This is a genomic window from Pseudoxanthomonas jiangsuensis (genome assembly GCF_010093185.1).
GTDB classification, from domain to species: domain Bacteria; phylum Pseudomonadota; class Gammaproteobacteria; order Xanthomonadales; family Xanthomonadaceae; genus Pseudoxanthomonas; species Pseudoxanthomonas jiangsuensis.
The window spans coordinates 1-18,520 of record NZ_PDWL01000007.1 but is presented as its reverse complement, the minus strand read 5'-3'; the positions used below and the strand labels follow the sequence as shown (position 1 = coordinate 18,520).

17 protein-coding genes and 1 pseudogene are annotated in these 18,520 nt (G+C 71.3%); 6 read left to right on the top strand and 12 right to left on the bottom strand.

The window, feature by feature from the left end; translation table 11 throughout:
• Window positions 1–29: 29 nt before the first annotated feature.
• Window positions 30–1,088: an S-methyl-5-thioribose-1-phosphate isomerase gene (gene mtnA / locus CSC62_RS06075; RefSeq protein ID WP_162405284.1), complete on the top strand. Its 1,059-nt coding sequence runs from the start codon at window positions 30–32 to the stop codon at window positions 1,086–1,088.
• Window positions 1,089–1,118: 30 nt separating this feature from the next.
• On the opposite strand, the gene CSC62_RS06070 is transcribed toward mtnA, so the two are convergent.
• The 6 genes and pseudogenes from CSC62_RS06070 to CSC62_RS06050 form a co-directional block, all read right to left on the bottom strand.
• Window positions 1,119–1,913, bottom strand: coding sequence for an ABC transporter permease (locus tag CSC62_RS06070; RefSeq protein WP_162405283.1), 795 nt, complete (start codon window positions 1,911–1,913; stop codon window positions 1,119–1,121).
• On the bottom strand, window positions 1,910–2,791 hold the full coding sequence (locus tag CSC62_RS18010) for an ABC transporter ATP-binding protein (protein ID WP_246194244.1): 882 nt from the start codon (window positions 2,789–2,791) through the stop codon (window positions 1,910–1,912). Before CSC62_RS18010 ends, CSC62_RS06070 begins: the two co-directional genes overlap by 4 nt.
• 162 nt (window positions 2,792–2,953) lie before the next feature.
• Window positions 2,954–4,081: pseudogene (locus CSC62_RS18005) on the bottom strand (acyltransferase family protein); the annotation flags it as partial.
• Between the two features lie 11 nt (window positions 4,082–4,092).
• The gene (locus CSC62_RS06060; protein ID WP_162405281.1) at window positions 4,093–4,761 is read right to left on the bottom strand and encodes an ABC transporter permease; all 669 of its coding nucleotides are present in this window, start codon (window positions 4,759–4,761) and stop codon (window positions 4,093–4,095) included.
• Window positions 4,758–5,648, bottom strand: a complete 891-nt coding sequence (locus CSC62_RS06055) for an ABC transporter ATP-binding protein (RefSeq protein ID WP_162405280.1) — start codon at window positions 5,646–5,648, stop codon at window positions 4,758–4,760. Before CSC62_RS06055 ends, CSC62_RS06060 begins: the two co-directional genes overlap by 4 nt.
• Window positions 5,645–5,989 carry a GntR family transcriptional regulator gene (locus CSC62_RS06050; protein ID WP_246194236.1) on the bottom strand — a complete coding sequence of 115 codons (345 nt, stop codon included), beginning with the start codon at window positions 5,987–5,989 and terminating at the stop codon, window positions 5,645–5,647. Before CSC62_RS06050 ends, CSC62_RS06055 begins: the two co-directional genes overlap by 4 nt.
• Window positions 5,990–6,327: 338 nt before the next feature.
• Between CSC62_RS06050 and gyrA the strand changes: the two genes are divergently transcribed.
• Window positions 6,328–9,024, top strand: coding sequence for a DNA gyrase subunit A (gyrA, locus tag CSC62_RS06045; RefSeq protein WP_162405279.1), 2,697 nt, complete (start codon window positions 6,328–6,330; stop codon window positions 9,022–9,024).
• A 110-nt stretch (window positions 9,025–9,134) separates the two neighbouring features.
• On the opposite strand, the gene CSC62_RS06040 is transcribed toward gyrA, so the two are convergent.
• From CSC62_RS06040 to CSC62_RS06030, 3 genes are all read right to left on the bottom strand, one after another.
• Complete coding sequence (locus CSC62_RS06040; RefSeq protein ID WP_162405278.1) at window positions 9,135–10,127, bottom strand: restriction endonuclease; 993 nt, start codon at window positions 10,125–10,127, stop codon at window positions 9,135–9,137.
• A gap of 227 nt (window positions 10,128–10,354) precedes the next feature.
• A complete protein-coding gene (locus CSC62_RS06035) occupies window positions 10,355–10,816 on the bottom strand; it encodes a phasin family protein (RefSeq protein ID WP_162405277.1) in 462 nt (153 codons plus the stop codon).
• 82 nt (window positions 10,817–10,898) lie between these two features.
• Complete coding sequence (locus tag CSC62_RS06030) at window positions 10,899–11,174, bottom strand: polyhydroxyalkanoic acid system family protein (protein WP_162405276.1); 276 nt, start codon at window positions 11,172–11,174, stop codon at window positions 10,899–10,901.
• Between the two features lie 161 nt (window positions 11,175–11,335).
• Here CSC62_RS06030 and CSC62_RS06025 point away from each other — a divergent pair, with 161 nt between their 5' ends.
• On the top strand, window positions 11,336–12,136 hold the full coding sequence (locus CSC62_RS06025; RefSeq protein WP_162405275.1) for an FHA domain-containing protein: 801 nt from the start codon (window positions 11,336–11,338) through the stop codon (window positions 12,134–12,136).
• Here the strand turns inward: CSC62_RS06025 and msrQ are convergent.
• Window positions 12,105–12,764: a protein-methionine-sulfoxide reductase heme-binding subunit MsrQ gene (gene msrQ, locus CSC62_RS06020; protein ID WP_162405274.1), complete on the bottom strand. Its 660-nt coding sequence runs from the start codon at window positions 12,762–12,764 to the stop codon at window positions 12,105–12,107. The two genes, CSC62_RS06025 and msrQ, sit on opposite strands and share 32 nt — an antisense overlap.
• Before the next feature lie 31 nt (window positions 12,765–12,795).
• A complete protein-coding gene (gene msrP / locus CSC62_RS06015; protein ID WP_162405273.1) occupies window positions 12,796–13,776 on the bottom strand; it encodes a protein-methionine-sulfoxide reductase catalytic subunit MsrP in 981 nt (326 codons plus the stop codon).
• 147 nt (window positions 13,777–13,923) lie between these two features.
• Here msrP and serC point away from each other — a divergent pair, with 147 nt between their 5' ends.
• From serC to aroA, 3 genes are all read left to right on the top strand, one after another.
• On the top strand, window positions 13,924–15,009 hold the full coding sequence (gene serC / locus CSC62_RS06010) for a 3-phosphoserine/phosphohydroxythreonine transaminase (protein WP_162405272.1): 1,086 nt from the start codon (window positions 13,924–13,926) through the stop codon (window positions 15,007–15,009).
• Window positions 15,010–15,085: 76 nt separating this feature from the next.
• A complete protein-coding gene (gene pheA / locus CSC62_RS06005) occupies window positions 15,086–16,270 on the top strand; it encodes a prephenate dehydratase (RefSeq protein WP_162405271.1) in 1,185 nt (394 codons plus the stop codon).
• A gap of 64 nt (window positions 16,271–16,334) precedes the next feature.
• The gene (gene aroA / locus CSC62_RS06000) at window positions 16,335–17,645 is read left to right on the top strand and encodes a 3-phosphoshikimate 1-carboxyvinyltransferase (protein WP_162405270.1); all 1,311 of its coding nucleotides are present in this window, start codon (window positions 16,335–16,337) and stop codon (window positions 17,643–17,645) included.
• A 287-nt stretch (window positions 17,646–17,932) separates the two neighbouring features.
• On the opposite strand, the gene CSC62_RS05995 is transcribed toward aroA, so the two are convergent.
• Window positions 17,933–18,424, bottom strand: a complete 492-nt coding sequence (locus tag CSC62_RS05995; RefSeq protein ID WP_162405269.1) for an energy transducer TonB — start codon at window positions 18,422–18,424, stop codon at window positions 17,933–17,935.
• Window positions 18,425–18,520: the final 96 nt, after the last annotated feature.

The window sequence follows — 18,520 nt, the reverse complement described above, 5'->3', positions numbered from 1 at the left end:
CTGCAACACACGCCGGTTAGAATGCGCGCATGGATACCGCCTTCGACTTCGACCGCTACGACCATATCCGCCCGATCCTGTGGACCGGCCAGGCGCTGGAACTGCTGGACCAACGCAAGTTGCCGTTCGCGGTCGAGCACGTGGCCTGCCACGAAAGCGACGCGGTCGCCCAGGCGATCCGCGAGCTCACCGTGCGCGGCGCCCCCGCCATTGGCATCGCTGCGGCCTGGGGCGTGGTCCTGGCCGGGCGCGCGGTCGAGGCCGCCGACGGCGCCGGCGCGCTGCAGCAGCTGGAGCCGGCGTTGCAAAGGCTCAACGCCGCGCGCCCGACCGCGGTCAACCTGGCCTGGGCGCTGGCGCGGATGCGCCGGGTCCTGGCCACCGCCGGCGCCGACTGGAAGCAGCTGCTCGAGCGCGAGGCCCAGGCGATCGCCGACGAGGACCTGGCCGCCAACCGCCGCATGGGCGCGCTGGGCGCGGCCCTGGTGGCGCCGGGCAGCGGCGTGCTCACCCACTGCAACACCGGTTCGCTGGCGACCGCCGGCTTCGGCACCGCGCTGGGTGTGATCCGCGCCGGCATGGCCGAGGGCCGGATCGCCCGGGTCTACGCCGGCGAGACCCGGCCGTGGCTGCAGGGCGCGCGCCTGACCGTGTGGGAGCTGCAGCAGGACGGCATCGACGCCACCCTGATCGCCGATTCGGCCGCCGCGCACCTGATGAAGACCGGCGCGGTGCAGTGGGTGGTGGTCGGTGCCGACCGGATCTGCGCCAACGGCGACACCGCCAACAAGATCGGCACCTACCAGCTGGCGATCGCCGCCCGCCACCACGGGGTGAAGTTCATGGTCGCCGCGCCGTCGTCCACGGTGGACCTGGACACGGCCGACGGCGAGGCGATCGAGATCGAGCAGCGCGATCCCGGAGAGTTGTACGGGGTGGGCGGAGTGCGCACCGTGGCCGAGGGCATCGCCGCCTGGAACCCCGTGTTCGACGTCACCCCCGCCACTCTGATCGACGCGATCGTGACCGAGAAGGGCGTGGTCGAGCGCCCGGACACGGCGAAGATGCGGGCGTTGTTCGGCGGCTGACGCCGGGGATGCCGCGCTGCGGCCAGGGCGTCAGCCCTTGCGCGCCAGCCGCCAGATCGCCACCGCGCTGAACAGCACGGTGAACCCGACCACGCCGCCCACGGCGGTCAACACCGGCTCGAACTGCAGCTTCTGCACGCCGCCGGCGTGCATGGCCAGCTGGCCGACGTGGAACTGAGGCCACACCGGCACCTGCCAGTACATCGACGGCGGCAAGGGGAAGAACATCCCCGAGAGGTAGCAGCCGGGCAGGTAGACGAGGTTGGCGTAGCCCGGCGCGGCGCTGCCGCGGAACAGGGTGCCGATCATCAGGCCCATCGCGCAGAACGGGATGGCGCCGGCGAGCAGGGCCGCGCTCATCGCGGCGACGCGCACCGGTTCCAGCGGCAGCCGGCCGGCGGCCAGGGCCACGGCCAGGATGGGCAGGTAGGCGATCGCGCCGAAGGCCAGGCCGCAGGCGATCTTGGCCACCAGCCAGGATCCGGTCGGCGCGGGCTGGGCGCGCTTGAGCCGCAGCATGCCCATCTCCCGCTCCATCGCCAGCGAGGCGCCGATGCCGAACAGTGCCGGCATGCTCACCGCCATCACCGAGAACGCGCAGAACAGGAACAGCGCAGTGACCGGTTCCTTCGCCGTGGCCTCGCCGGTGACCACCAGCGCGATCAGCGCATACAAGGCCACGGGCATGACCAGGGTCGGCAGGGCCAGGCCCGGATTGCGCAGCAGCCGCAGGGCCTCGCAGCGGATCTCCTCGAAGTAGGCGGCGGCGATCCGCCGCGGCGAGGGTGCCGTCGTGGCGGGGCGGTCCAGGGTCCTGGCGTTCATGCGGCCTCCCGGGTGAGTGCGTCGAATGCTTCGTCGAGCCCGGCCTGGCGGACTTCCAGGTGGGCGAGGGTGGGGTCTTCGGCCAGCAGGCGGCGCACCACCGCCTCGGCATCCTGCGCGGTCAGGTGCAGGCGGTTGCAGTCGGAGCGGGCATCGAATACGCCCGGCCAGGCGCCGACCTGCGCGACGGTGAGCCGGGATTCGCAGCTGATCCAGCGCCGGGCCACCAGCGCGCGCATCTCGTCCACGCTGCCGCAGGCGACCAGCCGGCCCTTGGCGATCACCGCGACCCGGTCGGCCAGCGCTTCGGCCTCCTCCAGGTAGTGCGTGGTCAGCACCACCGAGCAACCGGCCGCGAGCAGGCCGCGGATGCTGGCCCACAAAGCCTGGCGCGCCTGCACGTCCAGGCCCACCGTGGGTTCGTCCAGGAACAGCACCCGCGGCTGGCCGCAGATGGCCACCGCGAACTGGGCCAGGCGCTTCTGCCCGCCGGAGAGCTTGCCGTAGGGCCGGCCGGCGAATGCGGCGACGCCGGCGCGGTGCAGGGTTTCCTCGACGGGCAGAGGATCGGCGTAGTAGCTGGAGGCCAGCCGCACCAGGTCGCGCGGGCTCAGTTCCCGCGGCAGTTCCACGTCCTGCAGCATCGCGCCCAGGCCCTGCCGGCGCGCACTTTCCTGCGGCGGGCCGCCCAGCAGCGCGACCTCGCCGGCGTCGGCTTCGAGCAACCCGAGCCACAGGGCGATGGCGGTGGACTTGCCGGCGCCGTTGGGCCCGAGCACCGCCAGCAGTTCGCCGGCGCGCAGCTGCAGGTCGATCCGGTCCAGCGCGGTGACGCCGGCGAAGCGGCGGGTGACGCCGCGCAGTTCGGCCACGGGCAGGCCGTCGTCCTGGCCGCCGCGCGGCGGCAGGGGCGAGGACGGCGAAGGCGGCACCGGCGCGGGTGCCGGCGCGGAGCCGCGGCCACGCGCGTACCTGCGGCCATTGAGCAGCTGGCCGACGACCGTCGGCCGCACCAGCCAGTGATAGCTGGCGAACAGCACGGCCAGGCTCAGCGCCAGGATCAGCGGGAACTTGATGCCCCAGGAGAGCGGCCAGTGGCCCACCCACACCTGCAGCGCGGTCACCAGCGGCAGGTGCGCGAGATACACCCAGTACGAGGCGTCGGCGAGGTAGCGGCGGACCGGGCTGTAGCCGGACAGGAAGCGCAGGGCGGCGCCGGTGATCCCCAGCGACAGGCCCCACGCCGCCACGCCGTGCATGAAGGCGAAGCCGGACTTGGTCAGGGCGGCGCCGTCGAGCAGGGCGAACGGGTTGGCCGGGAATCCCGGCGGCGCCATCGGCGACGCGCGCAGGCCCAGCAGCATCCAACCGGCGGCCAGCCCGCCCAGCAGCAGGTTCGGCAGCCAGGCGCGGGCGATCAGGGCCAGCGCGTCGCCGGAGCGGTGCACCAGCCAGCCGAAGCCGAAGGCCACGCCATAGCCCACCAGCGGCGCCGGCTGCGGGATCACCGTCTGGTCCGGGGCGGGGATGCCCGACCAGTAGAACCACGCCGGCAGCGACATCAGCGCCAGCGCCACCGGGATCGCCAGCACGAAGGCCGCCAGCGGGAACCTGAGCGCGCCGGCGACCAGCGCATCGACCGTGCCGCGCAGTCTCTGCCCGCGGTCGAAGCGCGCGACCGCGGCCCGGACCAGCAGGGCGACCGCATACAGCTGCAGCAGCTGGTACAGGAACCACAGGTGCGCCAGCGGGAAGGCGCCCGCCACCTTCGGCAGTTCCGGCATCGGCGGCAGCTGGCCGCCGAAGGCCTTGGCCAGGCCGGCCATCCAGGCCGCCGAGATCAGCGGGTACAGCAGCGGCCAGGCCACGAGCATCGGCACGGCGATCCGCAGCAGGCGGTTGCGGCAGAAGCCGGCGGTGCCCAGGCGCTGGTGCAGCAGGCGGGCGAAGAACCCGGCGATGAAGAAGAACAGGGTCATCCTGAAGGTGTGTGCGATGAACGCGGCATCGCCCAGGAACGCGCTGGGCGAGGTGTCGACCATGGCCCACAGGCCCGGCGGCCACCCGGGCATGAAGGACAAGGCGGCGTGGAAGCCCACCCCGAGCAGCAGGGCGAAGCCGCGTACGGCGTCCAGCGCGTGCAGGCGCCCGGAATCGGGGGTGTCCATGGATGCGATCCCTAGATGAAGTCGCGGCGGCGCGCCGCGGTGAGTTGCGGCAGGGTGAGGGCGGTGGCGAGAACGGCGAGTTCGACCAGCAGCACGGCGATGACCGCGCCGTTCCAGACGGGGGCCGGCCCCCACATATGGGCCTTGATCCCGGGCAGCTCGCCCACGGTGAACAGGTACACGCTGACCGCCATGTTGGTCAGGATGATCACCGCGGTGACCAGGCCTTCCGAGCGCGCCTGCAGGGCCCCGCACAGCAGCACCGCGAAGTTGGCCAGCATGAACCCGCACAGCAGGACCACGTACGGCAGGAAGCCGTCGGGAATCTGCGGCGAAAGCAGTACCAGGGCGACGGCCGCGGCCGCGGCCGCCAGCCACGGGACCAGGTAGCACAACAGCAGTCCGATAGTCTTGGCCAGCACGTACTGGCGGATGGAGATGGGCAGGCTGAGCACGAACTGCAGGGACTGTTCCTTGCGCTCGTTCATCACCCCGTAGATGGCCAGCATCGCGCCGCAGGCGATGATCGCGGTGAGCCAGGCCAGGGCGCCGACGTTGAACGCGGCCTTGCCGAAGGCGCACGCCAGGGCGGCGAGCGCGGCACCGGCCGAGGCGCCGGCCATCATCCAGCGGTTGACGTACAGCTCCTTGAGCACGAGCTTGCGGACGACGATGTTCATTGGCCGCGCGCCTCCCGGTGGTGCATGACGTTGGCGACGAAGATCTCTTCCAGGCTCATCCGCTGCACGTTGACCACGGCCGCACCCAGCCGCGCCAGCTGCAGTTCGCTGAAGCGGTTGGTAGTGAGGGTGTGGAAGCGGCCGTCGCCGGCACGGTCCACGATGTCGGGAATGTCGGGCAGGGCCGCGCCGGCCGGCAGCTGGATCTCGATCCGGCGCCAGCGCTCCAGGAATTCCTCCTTGTCGCCGCTGTCCACGACCCGGCCGCGGTCGAGGAACACGATCCGGTCGCAGATCCGTTCCACGTCCACGGTGTTGTGCGAGGAGAACAGGATCGAGCGCTCCTCGTCGCGGACCACGTCCATGAACTCGGTGAGCAGTTCGTGCCGGGCCACCGGGTCCAGGCCGTTGCTGGGCTCGTCGAGGATCAGCAGGCGCGGGCGGCGGGCCAGCGCCAGCAGCAGCGCGGCCTTGACCTGCTCGCCGTGCGAGAGGCTGCGGGCCACCTGTTCCGGACGCAGGTTGAAGCGTCGCACCAGGCGCGCGGCGTAAGCGGCGTCCCACTCCGGATAGATCGAGGTCGCCAGCCGCATGTGCCAGCCCAGGGTGGCGTTGGGCATCAGCCGCATGTCCGCCGAGACGTAGCCTATGTCGCGCTTGGCCGTGGCCTGGGCCTGCGGCATCGGCTGGTCGAGGACCCGGATCTCGCCAGCGTCCGCGGCCAGCATGCCCATGGCCATGCGCAGGGTGGTGCTCTTGCCGGCGCCGTTGGGACCGACGAAGCCCATGACCTGGCCCGGCTCGAGTTCGAACGAGAGATCCTGGAGGGCGAAGAAGCGGAACGCCTTGCAGACGCCGCGCATCTCGATGTGCCGGGTGGCGGTCATGTCGGTTCGGGCTTCCTTTGTGCGCGGCGCAGGCGCGCCGCCAGGTCTTCGGGGGACAGGCCCAGCTGCCGTGCGATCGTCGCCGCGGCTTCCAGGTGTTCGTCCAGCTTCTGGTGCTGCAGTTCGCTGGCCAAGTGGCCGTCGTCGGCGACGAAGGAGCCCTTGCCGTGGCGGGTGACGATCAGGCCCTCGGATTCCAGGTCCAGGTAGGCGCGCTTGACCGTGATCACGCTGACGCTGAGCCCGGCCGCCAGTGCCCGGATCGACGGCAGTTCCTTGCCGGCTGGCCAGTCGCCCGTGGCGATGCGGGCCCGGATCTGCTCCATGATCTGGGCGTACATCGGACGGGCGTCCGCCTGCGAGATGTGGATTCCGCTGTGCATACTGTGCATACAGTGTATGCACAGTTGGGCGGGCGTGGGAAGTACCCCCGTTGCATGCGTCGACCTCGGCCTCTCGTTCGGCGGCCAATGAGCGTGAAGCTGTGCGGTGCGATGCCTGCCGACGGGAAGTAAAGGAGGAGGCTGCGGCCGCAGCGTCTGCAAACACACAAGTGCTTGTTTCTACGTGGAATGCGGGGCCTTGGGATGCGCGGTTGTGCTACAATCCCGCGGTTCCGCAAACGCCTGCCGCCGCCTCCGTGGCGCGGGCGCCGATCCGCCCCAACGAAGCGTCCTGAATGACCGATCTCGCCAAAGAAATCATCCCGGTCAACCTCGAAGACGAGATGCGCCGCAGCTACCTCGACTACGCCATGAGCGTTATCGTCGGCCGCGCGCTTCCCGACGTGCGCGACGGCCTCAAGCCGGTGCACCGCCGCGTCCTGTTCGCCATGAACGAACTGGGCGCGCACAGCAACAAGCCCTATTACAAGTCGGCGCGCATCGTCGGCGACGTCATCGGCAAGTACCACCCGCACGGCGACCAGTCGGTGTACGACACCCTGGTGCGCATGGCCCAGCCGTTCTCGCTGCGCTACCTGCTGGTGGACGGGCAGGGCAACTTCGGCTCGGTCGATGGCGACTCGGCCGCGGCGATGCGTTACACCGAGGCGCGCATGTCGCGCCTGACCCACGAGCTGATGGCCGACATCGACAAGGAAACCGTCGATTTCCAGCCCAACTACGACGAGAAGGAACTGGAGCCGACGGTCATGCCGACCCGGTTCCCGAACCTGCTGGTGAATGGCTCTGCCGGCATTGCCGTGGGCATGGCCACTAACATCCCGCCGCACAACCTCACCGAGGTGGTGAACGGCCTGCTGGCCCTGATCGATGATCCCGAGCTGGATATCGACGGGCTGATGCAGCACATCCCGGGCCCGGATTTCCCCACCGCCGGCATCATCAACGGCGTGGGCGGCATCCAGCTGGCCTACCGCACCGGCCGTGGCCGGGTGCGCATGCGGGCCAAGGCCGAGGTCGAGGTGGCCGACAACGGCCGCGAGTCGATCATCGTCACCGAGATCCCCTACCAGGTGAACAAGGCGCGGCTGATCGAGAAGATCGCCGAGCTGGTCAAGGAAAAGAAGATCGAGGGCATCTCGGAGCTGCGCGACGAGTCCGACAAGGACGGCATGCGCATCTACATCGAGGTCAAGCGCGGCGACTCGGCCGAGGTGGTGCTCAACAACCTCTACCAGCAGACCCAGCTGGAGTCGGTGTTCGGCATCAACATGGTGGCCCTGGTCGACGGCCGCCCGCAGCTGGTCAACCTGCGCCAGATCCTGGACGCGTTCCTGCGCCCCCGCCGCGAGGTGGTGACCCGCCGGACCATCTTCGAGCTGCGCAAGGCGCGCGCGCGCGCCCACGTGCTGGAAGGCCTGACCGTCGCGCTGGCCAACATCGACGAGATGATCGAACTGATCAAGACCTCGGAAAGCCCGCAGGTGGCCAAGGAGCGCATGCTCGGCCGCACGTGGGAGCCGGGCCTGGTCGGCGCGTTGCTTGCCGCCGCGGGTGCCGAGGCCTCGCGCCCGGACGACCTGCCCGAGGGCGTGGGCTTCATCGACGGCCAGTACCACCTCACCGAGGTCCAGGCCCAGCAGATCCTGGAGATGCGCCTGCATCGCCTGACCGGGCTGGAGCAGGACAAGCTCACCGACGAGTACCGCCAGCTGCTGGAGACCATCCGCGGCCTGATCGAGATCCTCGAGGATCCGGACGTGCTGCGCGAGGTGATCCGCACCGAGCTGCAGAACCTGAAGGAAGAGTTCGGCGACGAGCGCCGCAGCGAGATCCGCGCCAGCGAGGAGGATCTCGACATCCTCGACCTGATCGCGCCGGAGGACGTGGTGGTGACCCTGTCGCACGCCGGTTACGCCAAGCGCCAGCCGGTGTCGGCCTATCGCGCGCAGAAGCGCGGCGGCCGCGGCCGCAGCGCGGCGGCGACCAAGGAAGAGGATTTCATCGACCAGCTGTGGCTGGTCAACACCCACGATACCCTGCTGACCTTCACCAGTAGCGGCAAGGTGTTCTGGCTGCCGGTGCACCAGTTGCCGGAAGCCGGCTCCAATGCCCGCGGCCGGCCGATCATCAACTGGATCCCGCTGGAGCAGGGCGAGAAGGTCCAGGCGGTGGTGCCGGTGCGCGAGTACAGCGCCGACCGTTTCGTGTTCTTCGCCACCCGCAACGGTACGGTGAAGAAGACCCCGCTGACCGAGTTCGCCTTCCGCCTGGCCCGCGGCAAGATCGCGATCAACCTGGACGAGGGCGACGCCCTGGTCGGGGTCGGCCTGACCGACGGCAGCCGCGACATCCTGCTGTTCGCCAGCAACGGCAAGGCGGTGCGCTTCGACGAGAACACCGTGCGTTCGATGGGCCGCACCGCCACCGGCGTGCGCGGCATCCGCCTGGCGCAGGGCGAATCGGTGGTCGGCCTGATCGTGGCCGACAGCGCCGGCGACGTGGCCGAGGCCGAAGGCGACGAGGCCGAGCAGGCGGTGGCCGAGGCGGCGGAAGTGCAGGTCGAGCGCGCCGACGAGGTCGACGCCTACATCCTCACCGCCACCGAGAACGGCTACGGCAAGCGCACCCGCCTGGCCGAGTACCCGCGCAAGGGCCGCGGCACCCAGGGCGTGATCGGCATCCAGACCACCGGGCGCAACGGCCCCCTGGTCTCGGCGGTCCTGCTGAGCCGGCGCGACGAGGTGCTGCTGATCTCCGACGGCGGCACCTTGGTGCGCACCCGCGCCGCGGAGATCTCGGTGGTCAGCCGCAACACCCAGGGCGTGACCCTGATCCGGCTGTCCGAGGGCGAGAAGCTGCAGGCGATCGAGCGCGTGGACGGCTCGCTGGACGAGGACGAGAGCGGCGCGGTCCTGGTGCAGGAACAGGAAAGCGAAGGTGCCGGCGACGGGGCCAACCCGCCGGTCTGATCCGCGGTCCGTTCCGCGATCGTAGTCGCACGACGCCGGCCTAGCGCCGGCGTCGTGATTTCAGGGCTGCGGTTTTCCCGCGAGGCTCGCCGGGGATGCCCGGGTCGCCCTCACATCGTCCGGCACTGCCGCCAGCGCACGGCCTCGTCGCTGCCGGGGCGCGGGTTGAGCTGCACGCGCACGGTGCGCAAAGGCGGGTAGCGGTCCAGTTCGGCGCAGACCTGCGGCCAGACCACGTCCTCGCCGCCGGTGCGGTCGATCACCAGGGTGGCGCGGGTCAGCCAGTAGGCGCGGTCGATCCCGGGCGCGGCGGAGAGGGTGCGGGCGATCTCGGCCTGGTAGCGGGCCAGGGTGGCGTCGTCCGGATCGCCTTCGATCGTGCTGGCCGCGGCGTTGCCGTCGGCCACGGCAGCGGCCGGCGGCGGCGCGGGCGTGATCGCAATCGGGGCGGCCTGGGCCTGCGTGGCGGCCGGGACCGCAGCCGGTGCGTTCTCGCCGCCGGCACGCAGCTGCGGCAGAAGGACCGCCACCAGCAGGCCCAACACCAGCGAGGCCAGCACCGCGATCAGGCTGTGGCGCTTGGCCTGGGCGGTGGCGTCAGCGGTGATGCGCCGGGTGGTGTCGGCCGGCATGAACGGCTTGAGCAAGGCCCACAGCCGGCGGCTGTCGATGATCTCGATGCCGCGCTGGGCGGCGGCGGCCAGGGTGTCGCGATCGGCCCGTCCCTCGGTCAGCAGCATGCCGGAGGCGGCGCCGGCCAGGTCCATTTCCGCGGCCAGCTCGTCGACGTGCGAGGCCTGGATGCGGTAGGCCATGCCGTGCTTGCACGACAGCAGCCAGCGCTGGCTGCCGTCGCTCATCAGCATCCGGCTGCCGCCGTCGCCGCGCTGCTGCTCGTCGGCCAGGTCGCGGCCGACGTCACGCAACCCGCGGCGCTGCATCGCCTGCGCCACCAGGGTGGAGAACTCGCGCCAGCGCAATCCGGCCAGGGCGCGCAGGCCGGCGCTGTTCTCGGTCTCGGCGCGGCGGATCAGCCACAGGTACAACAGGGCCAACACCGCGGCCACCACGGCCAGGGCCAGTCCCAGAATCAAGGAGGTCATGCGAATCCCAGCAGGCGTCCCCGGAATGGCCGGAGATGTTACAGGCTGCGTCGTCGCGCCGGTGGCGCGCGCCTGTACAAAGAAGAGGCCCGCCAGTCCAGAAGCCGTGAGGGGAGGGGAGCAAACGGCCGGGTATGGACTGGCGGGCCGGGTTCGATTCTGCCGCAACGGAATTGTGCTTTGCAACAATCCTTTCGGCGCATACGTATACGCCGTGCCCACCCTGTTCAGGTCCCGTCCGGCGGCACGCTGGGGGCGTTGCGCTGCTGCAGCTCGCGGGTCAGCGCATCGATCCTGGCGCCGAGCGCGTCCAGGTCGTCCCGGGTCGGTACGTCCATCTGCCGCAGGGCCTGCTGCACCCTGTGCTCGAAGGCGCGACCGACGCTGTCCCAGGCCTCGCCGGCGCGGGCCTGGGCGCGGCCGACCGCCGCGTCCAGCGACTGGCGCAGGCCTTCCAGGCGGCCGGCGGCATTGCCGGCGGCGTCGGGCGCGTCGCCGACCGCGCGGCCTTCCTCGGCCAGTTGCTCGAACAGGCGGCTGCCCTCGGACTGGGCACGGGCCAGGGCGCCGATCCCGGCCAGCCAGACCTGCTGGGCCGAGTCGCCCAGTTCGCGGGCGATGCGCCCGGCCTGGGCCTGGAGGCCGGCGGCGCTGGCGAAGGCGTCGCCCGTGCTGTGTTCGCGGTTCATGCCCGGGTCCTCTGCAGGGAGTCCGGGCCAGCATGGCGGGGGCGACGATAAGAAGGCGTGAGGCGCCTCCCGCGCCGCTGGCTCAGTCGAGCTTTTCCTGCAGCACGCGGCGGATCTCACCTTCGACCAGGCCGCTCATCGCCGAGAACAGGAAGCCCAGCTCGGCCAGCACCCGCACCTGGCCCGGCTGCATTTCCACCCGGCCCTGGATGCCGGTGCCGGACAGGTTGACCGCGTCGCCGTCCCAGGCGGTGGCCAGGCCATGGCGCTCGTGCAGCTTGGCGGCGATCTCCTCGACCGCCTGGCGGGCCTGCTCGGGCGTGCGGGTATGCGGATGGACGATGTCGATGCGGGACACGCGGGGAACTCCGGGACTTCTGCAACGCTTGCTGGAATGGCGGCGGCCGCCGCGCGGCCGATCCGGCGGTGCGGGTCGGCGACGGGAGCGGCATGGGATGGGTGATGGCCTGCGTGCCGCGCGCTGGCGCCGGCGACGAAGGCGCTGCTAGTCTGCCACGCATGCCCGACCTGCGCCTTCATTTCAGCAACCGCCAGCAGCCCGACCACCCGCTGGCCGCGGGCGTGCACCGCCTGGTGCGCCAGGCCAGCGGCACCCTGGGCGTGGGCGATGCGGCGCAGGGCGCCCTGCTGGCGCAGTTCTGCATGGACCGGCGCGGACTGTGGCTGCAGGTGGCCAACGGCGCCCGCGGCATCCACGTCAACGGCCGCCCGGTGCGGCGGATGGCCCTGCTGCGCGCCGGCGACGCGGTCTACGCCGATGGCGTGGAGCTGGTGGTGCAGGCGCCGCGCCCGCGCCTGCCTTCGCCGCAGGCCACGGCGGACACGGACCATGGCGGCGATCCGCGGGTGCTGTTGCGTGGCGTCGGCGGCCCGCACCACGGCCGCAGCTTCACCCTCGGGCCGTCGCGGCTGGTCGGCTCGGCGCGCGAGGCCGACATCCGGATCGACGATCCTTCCTTCCCGGCCCGGCACGCGCAGCTGGAACGGCAGGGCGAGCACGTGCTGCTGCGCGACCTGGGCTCGCCCGAAGGCAGCCTGGTCAACGGCCTGTCGGTGCGCGACGCGGTGCTGTGCGCCGGCGACCAACTGGTGTTCGACGGCCAGCATCGCTTCGTGGTCGAGTATCCGACGGTGGCCGGGGTGGAGGCCAATGCCGGGCCACCCGCCATGGCCGCGACCGAGGCCGTCGGCCCGGCGCCAGCGCCGGCCCGCGTCGGCGTGCGCCTGCCCTGGCTTTTGCTGGCCGCGCTCCTGCTGGGCGGACTGGTCAGCGCCCTGCTCTGGTTCGGCGCGCGCTGAACCACGCCACCGCGCGTGCGCCCAGCAGAAGCGCCAGGATCGCCGCATACAGCGCCGGCTCGCGGATGTCGGATTTCACCAGCCACCAGAAGTGCAGCACCGCCAGCACGCCGATGGCGTAGACCAGACGGTGCAGCTGGCCCCAGTGCCGGCCCAGGCGCCGCATCCAGCCCAGGGTCGAGGTCAGCGCCAGCGGCACCAGCAGCAGCCAGGCCAGGAAGCCGACGGTGATGTAGGGGCGCTTGACGATCTCCTCGAACAGCTGGGTCCAGTAGCCGCGCAGGTCGAACACCAGATAGGCGCCCAGGTGCAGGCAGGCGTAGAAGAACGCGTACAGCCCGAGCATGCGCCTGAAGCGCAGCAGCACCGCCTGCCCGCTCAGCCGCCGCAGCGGGGTGATGGCCAGGGTGAGCAGCAGCAGGCGCAGCGCCCACAGCCCGGTGCGGTGCTCGATCTCGGCCACCGGATCGGCGCCCAGGGCGTCGCTGCCGGTGCGCCAGACCTCGGCCACCTGCCAGCCCAGCCAGGCCGCCGGCGCCAGCGCCAGGACGTGCACCGCGGCCTTGGCTGCGAGCAGGCCGCGGGAAACCGGGCGCGGCGCGCGCCGCCGTGCGATGGCGGCGCTCATCCGGCCAGGGCGCGGCGGCGGCCGGCCAAGCTCAGAACCACTTGCGCAGGTCCATGCCGGCGTACATCGAAGCCACCTGCTCGGCGTAGCCGTTGAACGGCCGGGTCGGGATCCTTTCGGCGAACAGCTTGCTGGCCTGGCCGGCGATCCGGCGCTCGGTCTTCTGGCTCCAGCGCGGATGGTCCACGTCCGGATTGACGTTGGAGAAGAAGCCGTACTCGGACGGCTGCAGGGCGTTCCAGGCGGTGGCCGGCATCTTCTCGGCGAAGCGGATGGCCACGATCGACTTGATCGACTTGAAGCCGTACTTCCACGGCACCACCAGCCGCAAAGGCGCGCCGTTCTGCTGCGGCAGGGGCTTGCCGTACAGGCCGGTGGCCAGCAGGGTCAGCGGGTGCATGGCCTCGTCGATCCGCAGGCCCTCGCGGTAGGGCCAGTCGATCGAGCGGTAGCGCACGCCGGGCATCTGCTGCGGGTCGGCCAGGGTGGTGAAGGCGACGTACTTCGCCTTGGCGGTCGGCTCGAACCGGCGCAGCACCTCGCCCAGCGGCACGCCCTGCCAGGGGATCACCATCGACCAGCCCTCCACGCAGCGCAGGCGGTAGATACGTTCCTGCGGGGCCAGGCCGCGCACCAGGTCCTCCAGCCCGATCCGCCCTGGCCGGGCGCATTCGCCGTCCACCGCCACCGTCCAGGGCGAGGTCCGCAGGGTCTTCGCCGCCTTCGACGGGTCGTCCTTGCCGGTGCCGAACTCGTAGAAGTTGTTGTAGCTGGTGACGTCCTCGTAGCGGGTCAACGGCTCGCCGGTGCGGAAGCCGGCGCGGGCGTCGGCGGTGCTCACCGGGGTCCGCGGCGGCGGAGGCGGCTCGGCCTCGGCGCAGCCGGACAGGGCACCGAGCACGGGGCTGGCGGCGAGCGCGGCGAGCAGACGGCGGCGGTCGCGGTAGACCGCCTCGTCGGTGATCTCGCTGGCGGCGACGGCCGGCGGGCGGAAGGGGCGGAGCGTTCGCATCGGAATCTCCTTGCGGGGACGGAAGGCTGTGACCGCGGACGAGGGCGGCGGTTCCCGGTCCGCCGCGGCGGCCGCGCGAAGCCCGGCGGTTGCGCCCGCAACCGCTGCACTGCGGCATACTACGGGCCCTTTCGTGACGGGTGGTTCATGACGCGCGCCTACAACTTCAGTGCCGGCCCCGCGACCTTGCCGGAAGCGGTCCTGCGCCAGGCGCAGGCCGAGATGCTGGACTGGAACGGGGTGGGCGCGTCGATCGTGGAACTGAGCCACCGCGGCGCCGAGTTCATGGCCGTGGCCGCCCGGGCCGAGGCCGACCTGCGCGCGCTGATGGCGATCCCGGACGACTATGCGCTGCTGTTCATGTCCGGCGGTGCCACCACCCAGCAGGCCCTGCTGGCGCTGAACTTCGCCTCGCCCGGGCAGAAGGTCGACTACGTGGTCACCGGCCACTGGGGCAAGACCGCGATCAAGCAGGTGCGGCCCTACGTGGACGTGCACGTGGCCGCCGACGGCGAGCCGGGCGGCTTCCGCGACATCCCCGCGCGCGACACCTGGTCGCTGAGCGAGGACGCCGCCTACGTCCACATCACCGCCAACGAGACCATCCACGGCGTGGAGTTCCGCGATACGCCGCAGGTCGACAACGCGCCGCTGTTCGCCGACTTCAGCTCCTCGATCGCCTCCGAGCCGCTGGACGTGTCGAAGTACGGGCTGATCTACGCCGGCGCGCAGAAGAACCTCGGCCCGGTCGGGATCTCGGTGGTGATCGTGCGTCGCGAACTGCTCGAGCGCGCCGGCCAGCCGCGCGCCGACATCTTCACCTACGCCTCGCACGCGGCGCGCGACTCGATGCTCAACACCCCGCCGACCTGGAACTGGTACCTGCTCGGGCTGACCGTGAAGTGGATGCTGGAGCAGGGCGGGGTGGCCGAGTTCGCCCGCCGCAACGCGGCCAAGGCCGCGCTGGTATACGGCGCGATCGACGGCTCCGGTGGCTTCTACCGCAACGAGGTCGCGCCGGCGGTGCGTTCGCGGATGAACATTCCGTTCTTCCTGCCCGACGAGACCCTGACCGCGCGCTTCGTCACCGAGTCCAAGTCCGCCGGGCTGCTGGCGCTGAAGGGCCACAAGGCGGTCGGTGGTCTACGCGCCTCGCTGTACAACGCCCTGCCGCCGGAAGCGGCGCAGGCGCTGGTGGACTTCATGCGCGATTTCCAGCGGCGCAACGGCTGATCCCTCTCTACCCTAGCCGGCTCGCCGGCTGCCACCGGCCCACGCGGCCGGCGGCAGGAACCACGGAAACGCACTGATGGCATCCCCGAAGAACCCCGCCGCCCCGGCGAAGAAGGCCAAGGCCCCCGCCGCCGCACCGGCGAAGAAGCCGGCGGCGCGCGCGGCCCAGGCGCAACCGGCGGCGCCGGCGCTGGCCGACGTGCGCGCCCGGATCGACGGCATCGACCGCCAGATCCAGGAGCTGATCGCCCAGCGCGCCGCGTTCGCGCTGCAGGTCGGCCAGGCCAAGGGCAAGCTGGCCGCGGCGGTGGACTACTACCGGCCCGAGCGCGAGGCCCAGGTCCTGCGCATGGTGGTGGACCGCAATGAAGGCCCACTGCCGGACGAAGTGCTGGTGCACGTGTTCCGCGAGATCATGTCCGCGTGCCTGGCCCAGCAGGAGCCGCTGAAGATCGGCTACCTCGGCCCGGAAGGCACCTTCAGCCAGCAGGCGGTGCTCAAGCACTTCGGCCGCTCGGCGCACGGGCTGCCGCTGGCCAGCATCGAGGAGGTGTTCCAGGAGGTGGGCGCGGGCAACGCCGACTTCGGCGTGGTGCCGGTGGAGAACTCCGGCCAGGGCACGATCCAGGTCACCCTGGACATGTTCCTGACCTCGCCGCTGAAGATCTGCGGCGAGGTCGAGCTGAAGGTGCACCAGTACCTGCTCTCGCGCAGCGGCCGGATCGAGGACATCGAGCGGATCTACGCCCATCCGCAGGCCTTCGCCCAGACCTCGGGCTGGCTGCGCTCCAACCTGCCGCGGGCGGAGAAGGTGCCGGTCTCGAGCAATGCCGAGGGCGCGCGCCGGGCGCGTGGCTCGGACGACGCGGCGGCCATCGCCGGCGAGAGCGCGGCGCACGTGTACGGCCTGAAGAAGGTCATCATGCAGCCGATCCAGGACGACCAGGACAACACCACCCGCTTCCTGGTGATCGGGCGCAAGCTGTTCCCGCCGTCGGGCCACGACCGCACCTCGATCCTGGTGTTCATCCACGACAAGCCGGGCGCGCTGTTCGACGTGCTCAGCCCGTTCGCGCGGCACGGCATCAGCATGAACCGGATCGAGTCGCGGCCCTCGCACCAGGCCAAGTGGGAATACGCGTTCTTCATCGACCTGGCCGGGCACGTCGAGGACGAGGCGATGAAGCGCGCACTGGCCGAGCTGGAGGAGCGGGTGGCCAAGATCAAGGTGCTCGGTTCGTATCCGGTGGCGGTGCCGTAGGCGGCGCAACCGGGCGGGAAAACATTCGTAGCGGCCAGGCCGCAGTGAGAGGTACGGAGCAGAGATGTCGCAGTCGTCGCAGCATTGGGTCGCAACCGCCGGGCAGCCGCTGCGCGGCGACCTGGAGATTCCGGGGGACAAGTCGGTCTCGCACCGCTCGGTGATGTTCGCCGCGCTGGCCGACGGGGTGTCCACCATCGACGGCTTCCTCGAGGGCGAGGACACCCGCGCCACCGCGGCGATCTTCTCGCGCCTGGGCGTGCGCATCGAGACCCCGTCGCCGTCGCGGCGGATCGTGCACGGCGTGGGCGTGGACGGGTTGAAGGCCGCCGACGGCGAACTGGACTGCGGCAACGCCGGCACCGGCATGCGCCTGCTGGCGGGCCTGCTGGCGGCGCAGCCGTTCGACAGCGTGCTGGTCGGCGACGCCTCGCTGTCCAAGCGGCCGATGCGCCGGGTCACCGGCCCGCTGGCGCAGATGGGCGCGAAGATCGATACGCAGGACGACGGTACCCCGCCTTTGCGCATCCATGGCGGCCAGGTGCTGACCGGGATCGGCTACACCCTGCCGGTGGCCTCGGCCCAGGTGAAGTCGGCCTTGCTGCTGGCCGGCCTGTACGCGCAGGGCGAGACCTCGGTGACCGAGCCGCACCCGACCCGCGACTACACCGAGCGCATGCTTTCGGCGTTCGGCGTGGAGATCGAGTTCTCGCCGGGGCATGCCCGGTTGCGCGGCGGCCAGCGCCTGCGCGCGACCGACATCGCGGTACCGGCGGACTTCTCCTCGGCGGCGTTCTTCCTGGTGGCGGCCAGCATCGTGCCCGGCTCGCAGCTGCGGCTGCGCGCGGTCGGCCTGAACCCGCGCCGCACCGGCCTGCTGCAGGCCTTGCGGCTGATGGGCGCGGACATCGTCGAGGAGAATCCCTCGACCCACGGCGGCGAGCCGGTGGCCGACCTGGTGGTGCGGCATGCGCCCTTGCACGGCATCGAGGTGCCCGAGGCGCTGGTGCCGGACATGATCGACGAGTTCCCGGCGCTGTTCGTGGCCGCGGCCTGCGCGGACGGACCGACCGTGGTCCGCGGCGCGGCCGAGCTGCGGGTCAAGGAATCCGACCGCCTGGCGGCGATGGCCACGGGCCTGCGCACCCTGGGCCTGCAGGTGGACGAAACCCCCGACGGGGCGACGATCCATCCGGGCGCGTTGGGCGGCGGCACGATCGAAAGCCATGGCGACCATCGCATCGCGATGGCGTTCGCGGTGGCGGCGCAAAGGGCCGGCGGCGAGGTGCGGATCGAGGACGTGGCCAACGTGGCGACCTCGTTCCCGGGCTTCGACAGCCTGGCCCGGGGCTGCGGGTTCGGTCTGCACGGCTGAGGGCTCGCGTTGGGAAGTTGGGCTGTGGCGGTGCGGCACGATGCCTGCTGCCGCTCATGTCCCCCGGCTGCGGCCTGCGTCCGCAGCCTCCTCCTTTACTTCCCGTCAGCAGGCATCGCGCCAAAGCGCCGCAGCCAAGCATCCGGATTGGATACTCCCCGCTCTTGGGAGTAAGGACTAAAAGTCCTTTCGGAGAAGGACCAAAAACGCGGCGAAGCCCATCGGTTTCGCCGCGTTTTTTCATGCATCCCGCGCAGGAGTCGGGATGCTTCGCGGAAACGTGAGCCTTACCCGCGACGGAAATCCACCGGCAGGCGCACGGTCGCGGCCACGGCCTTGCCGTCGCGGATGGCCGGCTCGAAGCGCCAGTGGCGCGCGGCCTGCAGGGCGGCGCGGTCCAGGGCGCGGTCGCCGCTGCGCTCGACCACGCTGACATCGGTCGGCGTGCCGTCGGCGCCGACCTCGATGCTCACCACCACCTGGCCTTCGCTGCCGCTGCGCAGGGCGTCGCGCGGATACGCTGGGACCGGGTTGTCGGCCAGCGGGCGCGGGCTGCGGTCGGCGAGCGCCGGGCGGGCGCGTTCCTGGCGCGGGGTGACGGCTTCGCGCGAGGCGACGGGCGCCGGGGGCGCCTCTTCGATGATGACGGTCGACGGGTTGCCCGCGACCGGCGTGTCGGTGGTGTCGCGCTGCTGGTACCACCAGACGCCGAGGGCGACCAGGGCGACGGCCAGGGCGCCGAGCAGGACCGGCGAGGTGCGCCGCGGCTCGATGCTCACGTCGCGCTGGTCGTACGGCTGTCTCTTTTACACCTCTCCGAGCCCACGGGACGGCCCCCTCTCTCGTATGCCCTCTTCCGCTTCACACCCAACAAA

Bases quoted from the DNA above. Each gene is read 5' to 3' on its own strand.
- mtnA (WP_162405284.1), top strand. From the start codon at position 30: ATGGATACCGCCTTCGACTTCGACCGCTACGACCATATCCGCCCGATC.
- CSC62_RS06070 (WP_162405283.1), bottom strand. From the start codon at position 1,913: ATGAACGCCAGGACCCTGGACCGCCCCGCCACGACGGCACCCTCGCCG.
- CSC62_RS06060 (WP_162405281.1), bottom strand. From the start codon at position 4,761: ATGAACATCGTCGTCCGCAAGCTCGTGCTCAAGGAGCTGTACGTCAAC.
- CSC62_RS06055 (WP_162405280.1), bottom strand. From the start codon at position 5,648: ATGACCGCCACCCGGCACATCGAGATGCGCGGCGTCTGCAAGGCGTTC.
- CSC62_RS06050 (WP_246194236.1), bottom strand. From the start codon at position 5,989: ATGTACGCCCAGATCATGGAGCAGATCCGGGCCCGCATCGCCACGGGC.
- gyrA (WP_162405279.1), top strand. From the start codon at position 6,328: ATGACCGATCTCGCCAAAGAAATCATCCCGGTCAACCTCGAAGACGAG.
- CSC62_RS06040 (WP_162405278.1), bottom strand. From the start codon at position 10,127: ATGACCTCCTTGATTCTGGGACTGGCCCTGGCCGTGGTGGCCGCGGTG.
- CSC62_RS06035 (WP_162405277.1), bottom strand. From the start codon at position 10,816: ATGAACCGCGAACACAGCACGGGCGACGCCTTCGCCAGCGCCGCCGGC.
- CSC62_RS06025 (WP_162405275.1), top strand. From the start codon at position 11,336: ATGCCCGACCTGCGCCTTCATTTCAGCAACCGCCAGCAGCCCGACCAC.
- msrQ (WP_162405274.1), bottom strand. From the start codon at position 12,764: ATGAGCGCCGCCATCGCACGGCGGCGCGCGCCGCGCCCGGTTTCCCGC.
- msrP (WP_162405273.1), bottom strand. From the start codon at position 13,776: ATGCGAACGCTCCGCCCCTTCCGCCCGCCGGCCGTCGCCGCCAGCGAG.
- serC (WP_162405272.1), top strand. From the start codon at position 13,924: ATGACGCGCGCCTACAACTTCAGTGCCGGCCCCGCGACCTTGCCGGAA.
- pheA (WP_162405271.1), top strand. From the start codon at position 15,086: ATGGCATCCCCGAAGAACCCCGCCGCCCCGGCGAAGAAGGCCAAGGCC.
- aroA (WP_162405270.1), top strand. From the start codon at position 16,335: ATGTCGCAGTCGTCGCAGCATTGGGTCGCAACCGCCGGGCAGCCGCTG.